The 13573-nt window shown below is 56.9% G+C and carries 13 protein-coding genes; all 13 read left to right on the forward strand.

What is annotated here, in order from left to right; genetic code table 11:
* Window positions 1-131 precede the first annotated feature (131 nt).
* The gene (locus U1A24_RS03695; protein ID WP_322320634.1) at window positions 132-2273 is read left to right on the forward strand and encodes a GumC family protein; all 2142 of its coding nucleotides are present in this window, start codon (window positions 132-134) and stop codon (window positions 2271-2273) included.
* A 10-nt stretch (window positions 2274-2283) separates the two neighbouring features.
* Window positions 2284-2613: a hypothetical protein gene (locus tag U1A24_RS03700; RefSeq protein ID WP_322320635.1), complete on the forward strand. Its 330-nt coding sequence runs from the start codon at window positions 2284-2286 to the stop codon at window positions 2611-2613.
* Window positions 2604-3737, forward strand: a complete 1134-nt coding sequence (locus U1A24_RS03705) for a glycosyltransferase (RefSeq protein WP_322320636.1) — start codon at window positions 2604-2606, stop codon at window positions 3735-3737. The genes U1A24_RS03700 and U1A24_RS03705 overlap by 10 nt, the downstream gene beginning before the upstream one ends.
* Window positions 3734-5017 (forward strand): hypothetical protein, encoded by a 1284-nt coding sequence (locus U1A24_RS03710; RefSeq protein ID WP_322320637.1) that lies wholly within the window; start codon window positions 3734-3736, stop codon window positions 5015-5017. The genes U1A24_RS03705 and U1A24_RS03710 overlap by 4 nt, the downstream gene beginning before the upstream one ends.
* Complete coding sequence (gene rfbF, locus U1A24_RS03715) at window positions 5014-5790, forward strand: glucose-1-phosphate cytidylyltransferase (RefSeq protein WP_322320638.1); 777 nt, start codon at window positions 5014-5016, stop codon at window positions 5788-5790. Before U1A24_RS03710 ends, rfbF begins: the two co-directional genes overlap by 4 nt.
* Window positions 5791-5793: 3 nt before the next feature.
* Window positions 5794-6870: a CDP-glucose 4,6-dehydratase gene (gene rfbG / locus U1A24_RS03720; protein WP_322320639.1), complete on the forward strand. Its 1077-nt coding sequence runs from the start codon at window positions 5794-5796 to the stop codon at window positions 6868-6870.
* Window positions 6871-6886: 16 nt separating this feature from the next.
* The gene (rfbC, locus tag U1A24_RS03725) at window positions 6887-7435 is read left to right on the forward strand and encodes a dTDP-4-dehydrorhamnose 3,5-epimerase (protein WP_322320640.1); all 549 of its coding nucleotides are present in this window, start codon (window positions 6887-6889) and stop codon (window positions 7433-7435) included.
* A 4-nt stretch (window positions 7436-7439) separates the two neighbouring features.
* On the forward strand, window positions 7440-8330 hold the full coding sequence (locus U1A24_RS03730) for an NAD(P)-dependent oxidoreductase (protein ID WP_322320641.1): 891 nt from the start codon (window positions 7440-7442) through the stop codon (window positions 8328-8330).
* Window positions 8331-8332: 2 nt separating this feature from the next.
* Window positions 8333-9229, forward strand: a complete 897-nt coding sequence (locus tag U1A24_RS03735; protein WP_322320642.1) for a glycosyltransferase family 2 protein — start codon at window positions 8333-8335, stop codon at window positions 9227-9229.
* 5 nt (window positions 9230-9234) lie between these two features.
* Complete coding sequence (locus U1A24_RS03740) at window positions 9235-10302, forward strand: acyltransferase (protein WP_322320650.1); 1068 nt, start codon at window positions 9235-9237, stop codon at window positions 10300-10302.
* Window positions 10299-11666: a lipopolysaccharide biosynthesis protein gene (locus tag U1A24_RS03745; RefSeq protein WP_322320643.1), complete on the forward strand. Its 1368-nt coding sequence runs from the start codon at window positions 10299-10301 to the stop codon at window positions 11664-11666. Before U1A24_RS03740 ends, U1A24_RS03745 begins: the two co-directional genes overlap by 4 nt.
* On the forward strand, window positions 11663-12544 hold the full coding sequence (locus tag U1A24_RS03750) for an aldo/keto reductase (RefSeq protein WP_322320644.1): 882 nt from the start codon (window positions 11663-11665) through the stop codon (window positions 12542-12544). The genes U1A24_RS03745 and U1A24_RS03750 overlap by 4 nt, the downstream gene beginning before the upstream one ends.
* A gap of 453 nt (window positions 12545-12997) precedes the next feature.
* Complete coding sequence (locus U1A24_RS03755; RefSeq protein ID WP_322320645.1) at window positions 12998-13249, forward strand: hypothetical protein; 252 nt, start codon at window positions 12998-13000, stop codon at window positions 13247-13249.
* Window positions 13250-13573: the final 324 nt, after the last annotated feature.

Below are 13573 nucleotides of genomic sequence, written 5' to 3' on the forward strand. Positions count from 1 at the left end.
CTGCGGAGCGGGCTAGGTGGATTGCGGGCGCCAAGATTTGCTCGGGCAGCGACGTCGGAACAATTTTTGTTCGGCGGAGAATATATTCTGCGTCGGTACCGACTTGCAGTTGATTACGGAGCTTTCGGCCAGTGACCTTGAATATTCCTCCTCCTTCCGCGCGCAATGCGATTTCGTCGCAGCGTGCAACGCCTCCCGACAGTGACGACACAATCGATCTGATCGCCCTGTTCCGTACGCTGTGGCGCGGCAAGGTCACGATCTTGCTTGCAACCATAGCCGCAGTCTTGATCGGTGCTGCCTATGCGTTCTTCATCGCAACGCCGATCTACAATGCGACTTCAGTTGTCATGCTGGAGACACGGCAGGGATCGATCACCGGGTTGGATGCGGTGTTGGGGCAGTTGAATTCTGATTCATCGGCAGTGAACACCGAGGTTGAGGTCCTGCGCGGGCGAACCCTGATGGGTCGGATCGTGGATGAGTTGAACTTAACCGCAGATCCGGAGTTCAACACCGCTCTGCGCGAGCCCGGTCCACTCGCGCGACTCAAGGCCGTGATGTTGGGAACAGAGTCACAGCTTGAGGGGGATGAAAGAACTGCTTGGGAACGGGCCGAGACTGTGACGGCTCTCCTGGGTAACATCCAGATAAAGAACCTGCCCAACAGTCTCGTTTTCCAGATAAGTGTCTCTAGCACCTCCGCCGAGAAATCCGCACGGATTGCCGACACCGTTTCCCGACTTTACATTGCCGATCAGTTGCGCACTAGGTTTGAGGCAACGGAAAACGCGACAACTTGGCTGACCAATCAGGTGGCAGACCTTCGTGTCGCCTTCGAGGCTGCTGAAAGCAAGGCGCGCGAATTTCAAAGCAAAACTAGCCTAATCGACGCCGAAACGCTTGGGGCGCTTGACCGACAGGTAAAAGAAAGCCGCCGCCGGATCGAGCAGATCGAAGGCCAGATCGCCGGGCTGGACAATCAGCTAGAACGTATAGCTAAGACCATCGAGCCGGCTGGCAAGGCGTTAGCCGCGGGCAGCGACCAGCTTGCCCGCCTAGCGCAGCGCACCAATCAGGGCGACGCTGCGGCTGCAACCGACTTTGACACAGTGCTTGCCCGTACAGTGATGCAACTTGGCCAGGATCGAGATCGCCTGATTCAGCAACTTTCGTCGCTCAAAGAGGCTGATCGGACGCTGGTTTCCGACATCGACCGGCAGTCGCGTGACCTGATTAAACTAGAGCAGCTACAGCGCGAGGCGGAATCGAGCCGCCTTTTATATGAATACTTTGAGACCCGGTTGAAGGAAACCTCGGCTCAACAGGGCATACAGAAGGCTGACAGCCGCATACTCTCGGATGCGGTGATCGTCCACGCAGCGGCAGCACCGCGTAAATCGTTGACGCTGATGACAGCCGCTGTTCTGGGACTGGTGTCTGGCATGGTGCTGGTGTTGTTGCAGGAGATGCAGGCAAATCGCGTCCGTAGCGCAAGTGAGTTGGAAAACCTGACCGGTCGTATTGTCCTGGCACAAGTGCCGCAGGTTTTGGAAAACAAACGTCGCGGCGTGCTGACCTATCTTCAGAAGAACCCAACCTCGGCCCCGGCCGAGGCGATCCGCAACCTGCGCACCTCGATCCTACTATCTTCAGTGGATAGCGCGCCCAAGGTCATTGCGTTTACTTCCTCGGTTCCTGGCGAGGGCAAGACGACTACAACGCTGGCGCTCGCGCAGAACCTTACAGCCATGGGCCGCAAGGTTCTGGTGATCGAGGGCGATGTACGGATCTGTACACTGAACCAGTATTTTGATGCCAGCAATGAGGGGTCCACGATCCTAAAAGCGCTGAGCGGCGAGGTTTCATTGGCCGAAGCAGTGCGAACAGTGCCCGGCGTGGGCGACCTGCTTCTCGCCGAGAAAGTTGCGGCGAATGGCGCTGATCTATTCTCGTCCGAAAAGTTCGCCAAACTCATTGCCACGGCTCGCAACCGCTACGACATGGTTCTGATCGACACTCCGCCTGTCCTAGTGGTTCCTGATGCCAAGGTAATCGCCCAGCAAGCCGACACGACGGTGTTCGTGGTCCAATGGGATCGCACCGAACGCGACCAAGTGACAGAAGCGCTGCATCAGCTTGACCTTGTGAACATCCGCGTCGCCGGGCTGGTACTCAGCCAAGTCAGCCCCGAGGGTATCCGGCGGTATGGATACGGCAGCAGCTACGGTGCCTACGCCTCATATGGGGCTAAGTACTACACGTCCGGATAGGAGGCTGCAAATGCGCAACCACAAGGTTACCGTCCACGATGCAGCTTTGCTGTTTGCTGAAAATCCATCCATATCCCCCTCGGCGTGGCTCGCTGGATGGAAAAATTCAAGAAAGTTGCGCATGTTGCTGATTGAAGTAGAATCTGGAAACCATTTCGAAAACGGAATGGCGAGCGTACTTGAGTGTGATCGGTCAATGGGCCGCGCAATAGAAATGCTCTGGCCTAGAGTGCCTAGGGAGCTTCAGGCGGTGAACGGCAGCCCGCACAAAGCACTACCGTCTGCCAACATCTCCACCGCGCCTTGGGCGTGGCGCTCGGAGGTTCAGGCATGTTTGTGATGGCCATTATCCTGACCGTGATTATATTTGCGTGCGGTTTTTTGGTTCTTTACCCCTATGCAGTCTACCCATTCCTGCTTCGCCGCCTTCCAACGAAAGCTGTGACTCCGGACCCTAGTGCCACTTGCAGCTGCACGCTGGTCTTCTGTGCCTTCAATGAGGGTCGCATCATGTCGGAAAAATTGGCGAACATCGCTGCACTCAAGGCGCGCCATCCAGATCTGCAGGTTCTGGCTTTCGATGATGGTTCGAAGGATGATACTGCTGCGCAGATTCTGGCGCGACCTGATTTGCTGGAACTTGTCCAAGGCGGCGGTCGGAATGGTAAGGCGCATGGCATGAAGCTTCTTGCAGCGCGCGCCACAGGCGACGTCATTGTCTTTACCGATGCCAACGTTGTCCTTCAGGAGGATGCAATCGACTGCATCCGGGCTTGGCATGGTGATCCGAAAGTGGGCGGGTTGTGCGGCACGCTCCGCTACATTGGTGCTCAGGAAAGCGTCACGGCATCCGTAGGCGGAATATATTGGCGTCTTGAAGAATACTTGAAGATGCAGGAATCACGCAGCGGAAATGTGATGGGTGCGGACGGCTCGATCTTCACAATTCGCCGAGCGCTGTACCCTGACTTTCCCGATACCGTGCTCGATGATCTTACAGTGTCCATGGCGACTGTGTTTGCGGGCAAACGGCTTATAAAGGTCGATGATGTCGTAGCCTATGAACGGCTGGTGGCAGCGAGAGGCGAAGAATTTGCGCGCAAGATACGCATTGCTGCCAGAGCCTATCACACTCATTTGCATTTGCGTCCCCAGTTGGCGCAAATGGCGGCAGTCGACCGCTTCAAATACGCATCACGCAAGATAGTTCGATGGTTTGGCGGCTTGTTCCTGATTCTTGGAACTGCTTCTTTCCTGCTGCTGTGCACCATAGTTTCGCTTTGGCTGGGACTGGCGGCAACGACTGGGCTGGCGGCAATGATCTGGCTTGCGCCTCGGCTGGGGTTCAAGCCGCTCGATACGGTATTGGAAATTAGCCTTGCGCTTATCGCCACACTGCTGGGCGTCATCAAGGCCTTACGGGGCCAGACGATCGTCACTTGGACACCTGCGAAAACACGATGACCAGATCCGCATCAAGTCAGAATAGACCAACAAGCGACGAAAGCCCGCGTCAAAATGTGCTCGTCCTTGCAATGATCACGCCCTTTCCCCCGGCCAATGCCGGGGATGCTGTCTATTCTCGGGGCGTGATCCAATCGCTTGCACCATACCTGAATCTGACGGTGCTTTGCGCCGATGGCGGTGGTGCCCCCCAGAACAAACATTTCATCGACTGGCGAGTGAAAGGGTCGCAAAGGCGCGGCCAGGCCAGTTCGGTTGTGTCGCGCTGGCCGCTGCAGGCCTGGAAAGGTGCGACGCCTGATTTCCACGCCGAACTTGACCGCCTTTTACAGCGAGACTGGAGTGCGATCATTCTGGACAACCTTGGCACAGTTCACGCGCTGCCGAAACTTCTGAGCTACCGCCGGATCCATCCAGATACCAAGCTAGTGTACGTCTCGTACGAATATGAATACGAGACCCGGCGAAGCAAATATGGTGCCTATAGTATGGGTATGGCAAAGCGGGTTGCCGCCGCGCTAGATCTGCGCAAAGTGGGGCGATCCGAAGCAAGGCTTCTACGTGAGACAGATATTGTAACTGTGATCAATCGCAACGACCTTCTGCCCTTCCGACGCATCGCCCCCGACCAACGCTATTTCACCCTTACCCCAGGCTATGACGGTCCTGTTTCTGTGGCTCGCACAATTGACGCGGAAGTGCCACGCCGGGTGCTGCTTCTGGGTGGTCGGAAATCGCAGCAGAAACGTCAGATCCTCTTGGACTGGATGCGCGCGGGCTATGGCCCGCTTAGCGAAGCCGGGATCGAGATCGTCATCGCTGGCGACATGGACGATGATCTGCGGGCAGAATTGCAGCGCAACTGGCCGCTGGCACGTGTTCTCGGCTTTGTCGACGATCTGGATGCTCTGATCCGCTCTGCTCGGATCGGCCTCATCGCGGACACGATGGGCGGAGGCTTCAAATTGCGGCTGCTGTCGCATGTCTTCCAACGCTTGCCTATAGTGGGCTTGGACTACGCAGTTGATGGCTTGCCTACTGCAGAAGGCCGCGGCTATCTGGGGGCGGAGAACCTGACCGCCCTCGTTCGGCTTGTTGTCGATGTCATTGACGATACGGCTCGGTTGGATGCCTTGCAGAAAGCAGCATTTGACGATTGTAGTGCCCGGTTCTCATGGGCGACCCGGGGTGAGCAGCTGGCCCGTGTGCTGACGGCGCCGCACCACGCCACTGCGGATCTATTACTGGATAATCAGACAGAGGTTGGGACTGAACCATGAAAGCGGTCATTCTGGCAGGAGGTCTTGGTACGCGCCTTGCCGAAGAAACTTCGTTGCGCCCGAAGCCCATGGTCGAGATCGGAGGGCAGCCGATCATGTGGCATATTATGCAGATTTATTCTGCGCATGGCATCAATGACTTCGTCGTTTGTCTCGGCTACAAGGGCTATTACATCAAAGAATACTTCGCGAACTACGCGATGCACAATTCGTCCGTTGCAGTGGACATCCGCAAGCGTTCACTCCAGTTCCTCGGTGATAACGATCTCCCGCCGTGGAAGGTCCAATTGATCGACACCGGTGCCGAGACACTAACCGGCGGACGACTGAAGCGGGTGCGTGACTATCTGGATCCAGATGAGCCATTCTGCATGACCTATGGAGACGGTGTCGCCGATATCGACATTGGCGGACTTCTCGCATTTCACAAGGGCCACGGACTCGACGCCACGCTGACGGCAGTACGGCCGTCAGGCCGTTTCGGTGCTACGATGATCGAGAATGGCCGCGTCACCAGCTTCGAGGAAAAGCCTGCGGGTGATGGAGCTCAGGTCAATGGTGGCTTCTTCGTGCTGCATCCCCGGGTGATAGACCGCATTGCGTCCGACGATACTATCTGGGAACGCGAACCGTTGGAAGGCTTGGCACGCGATGGCCAGCTGGCGGCATTCGATCATGCCGGCTTCTGGCAACCCATGGATACGCTGCGTGACAAGCAGTATCTTGAGGGACTGTGGGCCAAGGGCAAGGCGCCATGGAAGGTTTGGGGCTAAGCTATGCCTGATAAAAATTTCTGGGATGGCCAAAGGGTTCTTCTCACCGGACATACCGGGTTCAAAGGCAGCTGGACAGCGCTCTGGCTGTCGCAGATGGGGGCAGAGGTGCTAGGCTATGCGCTGGTCCCAGAGACCAAACCTGCGCTTTTCGACCTGCTATCGCCTGTCCCGGGACTAAACTCGGTTGTTGGCGATATCCGGGATCCCGCACCACTCAACAGCGCTGTGGCGGACTTCTCTCCCACACTCGCAATCCACATGGCCGCGCAGCCGCTCGTCCGGCGATCCTATCGTGAGCCTGTTGAAACCTATGGCGTCAATGTCATGGGTACAGCCCATGTGCTGGAGGCCCTGCGCCGCGTGCAGGGGCTGAAGGCGGCGCTGGTCATCACCACCGACAAGGTTTACCGTAACGACGACTCCGGCCGGGCCTTCCGCGAAGTAGACCCGCTGGGCGGCCATGATCCCTATTCCAGCTCGAAGGCCGCCTGCGAGGAAGTCGTCTCAAGCTGGCGCCAGAGCTATTTTGAGAGTCTGGGCATTCCCTTGGCCACCGCACGGGCCGGCAATGTGGTGGGCGGCGGCGACTGGTCCGAAGACCGGCTCGTTCCCGACATCTGGCGCGCGATGGTTGAGGGCAAGTCTGTCATACTGCGCAACCCGGAAAGTGTTCGGCCCTGGCAGCATGTGCTGGATCCGGTGAGCGGCTATCTGACCTATGTCGAGGCGCTGGCCTCTGGCAGGAGGGATCTGCCCCATACACTAAACTTCGCTCCTGCGGCAGACAGCCCGATGACGGTGCGCGAAGTGACTGAAACGCTTGGCGCCGGCCTTGGCATCGAAAAGCCATGGCAACTAGCGGAGGGCGCGCAGCCGGTCGAGATGAAACTTTTGACGCTCGATGCATCATTGGCGGCCCATACGATCGGCTGGCGCCCGCTGTTGACAGGTCGGCAAGCGATCGAATGGTCGGCTGAATGGTACTTGGCACGACACCGAGGTGAGGACGTGAAGGCCAAGACGGTCGCGCAGATCCAGCGCTACGAGGCGCTGGCCGACACCGCTGCCACGACATGATCAAGGAAATGGGACGATGAAATTCACCGAAACCGATCTGCCCGGCGTCTTCCTGATCGATATTGAACCAAAAGGCGACGAGCGCGGTTTCTTCTCGCGTATTTTCTGCATCGATGAATTCATAGCCCGTGGGCTGGAAACCCGTTTCTTGCAGTTTAACACTTCGTTCAGCAAGATGAAGCACACGCTGCGTGGCATGCACTACCAATTGGGCGATGCGGCCGAGGTCAAAGTCATTAAATGCATCCGCGGTGCGCTGTGGGACGTGGTGCTGGACCTGCGACCGGATTCCTCCGCCTTTGGCAAATGGACCGCCGCCGAGCTGAGCGCGGAGAACCGACGGATGATGTATGTGCCGCATGGATGCGCGCATGGCTTCATGTCACTGACCGAAGATGTAGAGATGATGTATTTCGTTTCTGCCTTCTATGATCCTACGCAGGAACGTGCGGTACGCTGGAACGATCCTGTTTTCGGAATTGACTTCCCATTTGCGCCTGCCCTCATCTCGGAAAAGGACGCATTCATCCGTGACTTTGATCGCACTTGGCATCTGGGGGAATAGAGTGATGCGGATTCTACTGACGGGGGCGACCGGGCTGATTGGACAAGCCCTCCGCGCAAGGCTGGGAGCAACGCATGAAATCGTGACACTTGGACGGCGGGAGGGTGCAGATATTCACGCGGATCTGTCGGACCCGGCTGCAGTTGCAGCGCTAGACCTGCCGCCCATCGAGGCACTGTTGCATTGCGCAGGCGTGATCGACGAGGACTTCCGCGACGATCCTCAGCGCGCGATGACCATGGCAGTTTTCGGGGCGGAAGCGCTCGTCGCACGGGCGCGGGCCAGTGGAGCAAAACGACTTGCCTATGTGTCTTCGGCGCATGTTTACGGACCAATGGTTGGCACGGTGAATGAAGTGAGCCCCTTCAACCCAGTCTCCAATTATGCAATCGCACATTTCGCTACTGAGCAGGTGTTCCGCCGTTTTGTGGACGGTGAAGTCGCCGCATTGGCGCTGCGCCCCTGCGCTGTCTTCGGCGATCTCGCCGATCCCGACCGCTTCCGTCGTTGGTCCCTGATCCCTTTCTCTTTTCCGCGTGAGGCGGCTCTGGATCACCGCATCACTATCCGCTCGACCGGTGAGCAGCGGCGGAATTTCGTTGGCACCGACGATATCGCAGCGACATTGGCCGCTTGGCTGGCCGCACCGCCAGAGGGGTGGAGCGCCATCAATCCGCTTGGCACCTTCACTGGCACAGTATTCGCCTTTGCAGAGCTTTGTGCCGAGATCGCGCAAGAGCTGACAGGCAAGCCCTGCACCGTCACCCGGGTACGGCCTGAAGGGCCCACCATGGGCGATGACTACAATTACACCAGCCTCTCTCCACTGGCGCATGGAAAGCAGGATCCGCGTGTAGTCCTGACGCGCCTGATGACTGCCGCACTGGAGGAATAGCTATGCCCCGCCTGACCATCGGACTGATCACATATAACGGCGCGGACACTATCGAGCGCAGCATCGACAGCCTCCTGGGGCAGAGCTTCGGTGATCTGGAGCTGCTGATCTTCGACAATGCCTCGACCGACGAAACCAGCGCGATCTGTGCGGAATATGCCGCGCGCGATCCCCGCGTCCGCCATGTTCGCCACCCGGAGACCTTGCCGCAAAGCGCGAACTTTCGGGGTGTCTTGATGGCCGCCGGGACCGAACTGTTCATGTGGGCCTCGGATGATGATATCTGGGGGCCACGTTTCGCCGAAATCTGTATTGCTGAGTTGGACCGCGATCCGCAGGTGGTCTCAGCATGCACTCAGGTCCAGTTCCGGCGCGAGGATGATACAGAGTATCCCGCACGCGGCACATTCACGATCCGCGGTACCGTGGAAGAGCGCATTCGGATTTATTTGTCAAACCCGCGCGACAGTGCCCGGCTTTACGGCGTCTACCGCACGGCGAGCCTGAAGCGGGCCTATCCCAGCGACGTGAATTTCTTTGCCTACGACTGGCTGGTGGTAGGACTGTCGATGCTGGAGGGGGCGCATGTCGAGGCCAACGGTATGGAACTGGTGCGGAGCGCCAATCCTCCGGGCAAGTATTTTGAGAAGTACAGCCGCCACTTCGTGCGGGAAAAAGGTCTGGTGGGTCGGCTCTCTTATTTTCTACCACTGCTGCCGCTGACCCGTGAATTCAAGCGCCGGCTGCCCACGGCGGTCTGGAAGGCGGCGCGTGGTAAACTCATGCGGCTAAACCTGCATCAAATGTTTCTGCTGCTGAAATGGAAGTATCCCGTTTTCGAGGGGCTGTTCCGTACCATCCGCAGGATGGACCGGGCAATTGGGAACAGTTGGGGCTGACTGGAATGATAGCAGTCACGGATCCGAGATCAAACAACTTCAATCTTCTGCGACTCGTCGCGGCGAGTTCAGTCATTTTTTCGCATGCAGTGGATATTGTGACCGGAAAGCCGGACGGGATCGAGTCGCTCATTGGCCATTCAGGAGGTTGGATCGCGGTATCAGCCTTTTTCTCGATGAGCGGCTTCCTGATCTATCGCTCTATCCAGCGCAGCGCAAATATCATGGAGTATATTTGTGCCCGTTGCCTACGGATTTTGCCAGGGCTATGGGCAATGCTGCTGTTGACGACTCTTTTTCTGGGGGTTTTCTTGTCCAGTCTGCCTCTATCAACCTATATCGTCCATACGCAAACGGGCGGCTATATTCTTGGCAATGCTCTGCTCTATTGGCCTAATTACCTGCTCCCCGGCGTGTACGAAACTAATCCCCTTCAGGCGGTCAATGGATCTATCTGGACATTGCGATTTGAATTTACCTGTTATCTTTTGACGCTTTTGCTGTTTCTTATCGGAGCCTACCGAAGTGAGCGGGCATTCCTCGTCCTAGTGGGAACGACTCTAATCGGCTATTTGGGGATGATCGCTGCTGCTGCATCCATGGGCCGCTTGGACAGTCTGCTGCATGACGGATCTGACATCGGAAAACTGCACAGGCTTTGGTTTGCCTTCTTCATCGGGATTGTGATCGGGCGCTATGTGGAGATTCTTTGGTTTCGTTTCTGGATGGTTGCTCTGGCTGTGATTGTCAGTATTGCCCTATTCAGGACCCCACTTTTCGAAACTGTGCTAATCCTATCCATCGGGCTCGCTGTATTCTGGTTCGCATTCCAGCAAGCCACTTGGCTAGCACCATTCCGCAGGATGCATGACTATAGCTATGGCATCTACATCTACGCCTTCCCCGTTCAGCAGGCAGTTGTTCATCTTGCGCCGAATCTATCGCCAATGGGCAATGCTATTGTAAGTCTCGTGGTAACGGTTCCTATCGCAGCACTTTCGTGGCACTGGATTGAGAAACCAATCTTGGCAATGAAGTCTTTCTTTATTCGCAAGCCGCGGGTCGAAGGATGACACTTCGCCGAAATGCAGCCTTCTCAGTCATCGAAGTTGTAATTTCGGGCCTTGGTCTTTTCTTCATCTACCGCAGTGTGCTGGCTGAACTGGGCTTGTCTATGCTGGGCGTATGGTCGCTGGTGCTGGCCACCACTGCCTTTGGGCGGATGGCTGATGTTGGCATTGCGGCAGGGCTCGCCCGCTTTGTTGCCGGGGCGCTGGCTGAAGAGGCCCCGGAGCAGGCCATCCTTTATATGCGGACCGCATTCATCGCTGTATCGGGACTAATGGCACTTGTGGCATTGGTACTTTGGTATCCGCTGTCTCGGGCCTTGTCATTGGCGCTTTCTGATACAGAACTAGCGCTCGCGCGCGATTTGCTGCCTTGGGCGTTGCTCACCTTCTGGGCTCTCAATCTCAAAGGCGTCCTTGATGCCTGCCTGATCGGCGCGCACCGCGCTGATCTGAAATCCCTTGCTACCATGGCGGGCATGGGTCTGCAGATCACAGCTTCGCTGTTGCTGGTTAGCGGCTTTGGTCTCTTTGGTCTTGCCTGGGCGCAGGCCGGACAATATGCACTTTCAATCGCGCTCTCCTTCGCGTTCATTCGGTTCCTTCCAATTCTGAGGGGTGGCGCGGGTGGCTGGTTCTCCGGCCCGCTGTTCCGCGAGATGCTCGGCTTCGGTATGAAGCTGCAGATTGGTACTATCGCCAATCTGTTGTTTGAGCCTGCATCGAAGATAGTACTTGGCCATGTGGGCGGTACAGCCATCCTCGGGCTTTATGAAATGGCCTATCGCATGGTTTATCAAGCGCGCAGCGTGGCGATCATGGCACAAAGCACCGTGTTGCCGCGTCTTGTCGAACTGGGGCGTCGTGCCGATGGAGATCTGAGGCAGTTCTTCCTGCGCACCTGCCAGATCTCGGCCTTGGCTGCGGGAGGGCTGATGCTGGCGACACTCGCTGCCGCACCTGCCATCTCATGGCTATGGATGGGCAGTATCAATGCGGATTTCCTGCACATGACCGCATTATTGTGCCTGTCCTGGGGCATCAATGTGCTCGCCACGCCCGCCTATTACCTAGGCATCGCCACCGGACGTGTAATGCCCAACGTGATTGGCCAGTTACTCGCCGGGATTTTGGCCCCCGTGTTGGCATATGGGCTCGGGCTTGGCTTTGGTGCCATGGCCGGTATTTGGGGCGTCGCCATCGGGCGGCTGATCGCCGACTTGCTGCCCGCAGTCTACAACCGCCCTGACGGACGCTGGGACAGTGCCGTCATTAGCCTTAGGGCAAATCTGCTCGCTGTCCTTCTTATCGCAGCCGCAAGCACTACCCTTGCTCTAAGTGCGGTATCACTTGCAGGGGGTACGTCATGACACATCACAGCGGAGAACGTATGATCTCGACAATCCTGCCGAATGGAACATTGCCCCTTGGTCTTGGCTGCAGTCGGCTCGGCTCTGTAAACGGAGCCTCGGGCGACGAAGCGAAAGCCTTGCTAAGTCTTGCACTTGATGAGGGAGTACGTTTCTTTGACACTTCTAGTATATACGCACAGGGCGATAGTGAACGTTACTTAGGCCAGGTTATTGGGCCGCGAGACGACTGTCTGATCTGCTCCAAGGGGGGTAAATACCTCAGTCTGCCGAAACGTCTTCTTGTGCCATTTAAGACGACTCTGCGCAGCATAGTCCGACGTTCGGCAAGTGCGCGCGGCGGCGTGGCCAAGGTGCGGTCCTGGCCACTGCCGGCCCGTTGGGAAGCCGAATTTCTGATGCGAGAGCTGGAAGGTAGTCTGCGACGTCTTCGGCGTGAAAAGATAGACATTCATATGCTGCACAGCCCCGACGCTGCAATCCTGTGGCGGGGCGACGCGGTGGGTACTCTGGAGAGCGCCCGGTTGGTCGGAAAGATTGGCCTTGTCGGGGTCTCGGTTGACGATCCCGAAGCCGCTGGCGCCGCGCTGGCCGATCCGAGAATTCGCGTTCTGCAGCTGCCGCTTCACGATGGCGACCGGCGATATGACTTGCTTATAGACACCGCCGCAAAGCGCGGCGTATCTATCGTCGCCCGGGAAGTGCTGAGTGGCCCCTGGGCAATCGCTGATACGGTTGATATCAGGGGCACCGCCGCGCGGCGGATCGCCGAGGTAGTGCGCCGCAATGATATTGCTATGACCCTAGTCGGAACGACGAAAGCCGACCATCTACGCGAGGCAATCGCCGCTGCATCCTTTGGGTATAATCTGCGCTGAGCAGATATTGGCGCGCCCCCTTCAGGCTGAAGCATGAAGCTAAAGACTGATACGCTGAATTGGCCTTGCTTAGAGAAGGCTCATGACATAAAAAAGTTCCTACTGGTGGCATTCGACGCCATTGAAGCTCCAACTCTGCCATGACATCCGCGCCGAGACCTGCTCGACTACATCGAGTTTATCTATAACCCGCAGCGCAAACACGTTAGGGTCTGATAGCTGTCGGCCAAAGACTTCGAACAGCAGCAGAACTGAAGCGGTGGGCTATTCACCCGCCGCTGTCATATTCTGGAAATCGGAGAGGCCGGCTACGGGCTCATGGCCAACTCAGCTGTTGCCAGAATGAAAAAGGGGCAATCCTGGCCTTGACGCCCGCCCAATCCATAGAACATATTATTCAGACAGTTCAATTCTCGATGAAAGAATCGAGGCAGATCCGCGCGGAAATCTATAGTGACTGAGTATAAACACAACGTCGCGACCTTCGTTGATTCAGACACCGGCGTTGAGCTTAATAGCCTCCTTATTAAGCGCTATCGCATTGAAGATGGCGCTCAGACCAGAACCGTACTGAAGTATTGGAAGCTCGGCATTCCACGCCACATCATTGCCGCTATGATGGGTGTTGATCCGTGTGAAGTTTGGAATCTGCTCGACGGAACGCCGGGTGACCTGCCACGGGTTTTTTCCTCCAAATTCGACTAGAGGGTTTTGTCGCGAAGTTTTGGTTGGAAGAATCTAGGTCTATGTTTTTCCTCGTCTATGCAGCCAACGCTTCAAATTGGGCAAACGGACAGATCCCGGGCGCTAATTGTCCTTTGCGGATCATGTTTGCGACCTGGTTGCCCTCGGTAATCCCCCCCGGCCTAGGACGACCCCGTTACCGAAGTCTGGAGCCTTGACTCGGTTTTTTGGGAGCGGTTCAGTTCTCATAAAATTGGCATTCGATTCACGAGACATAGTTTCTCAATTGTGGGGCCGATAGCATCCTTATCCTCGACCATCGCCCACGTGACGTGCACGAGGCCA

The sequence above is a fragment of the Cypionkella sp. genome, from assembly GCF_034376685.1.
Classification (GTDB): domain Bacteria; phylum Pseudomonadota; class Alphaproteobacteria; order Rhodobacterales; family Rhodobacteraceae; genus Cypionkella.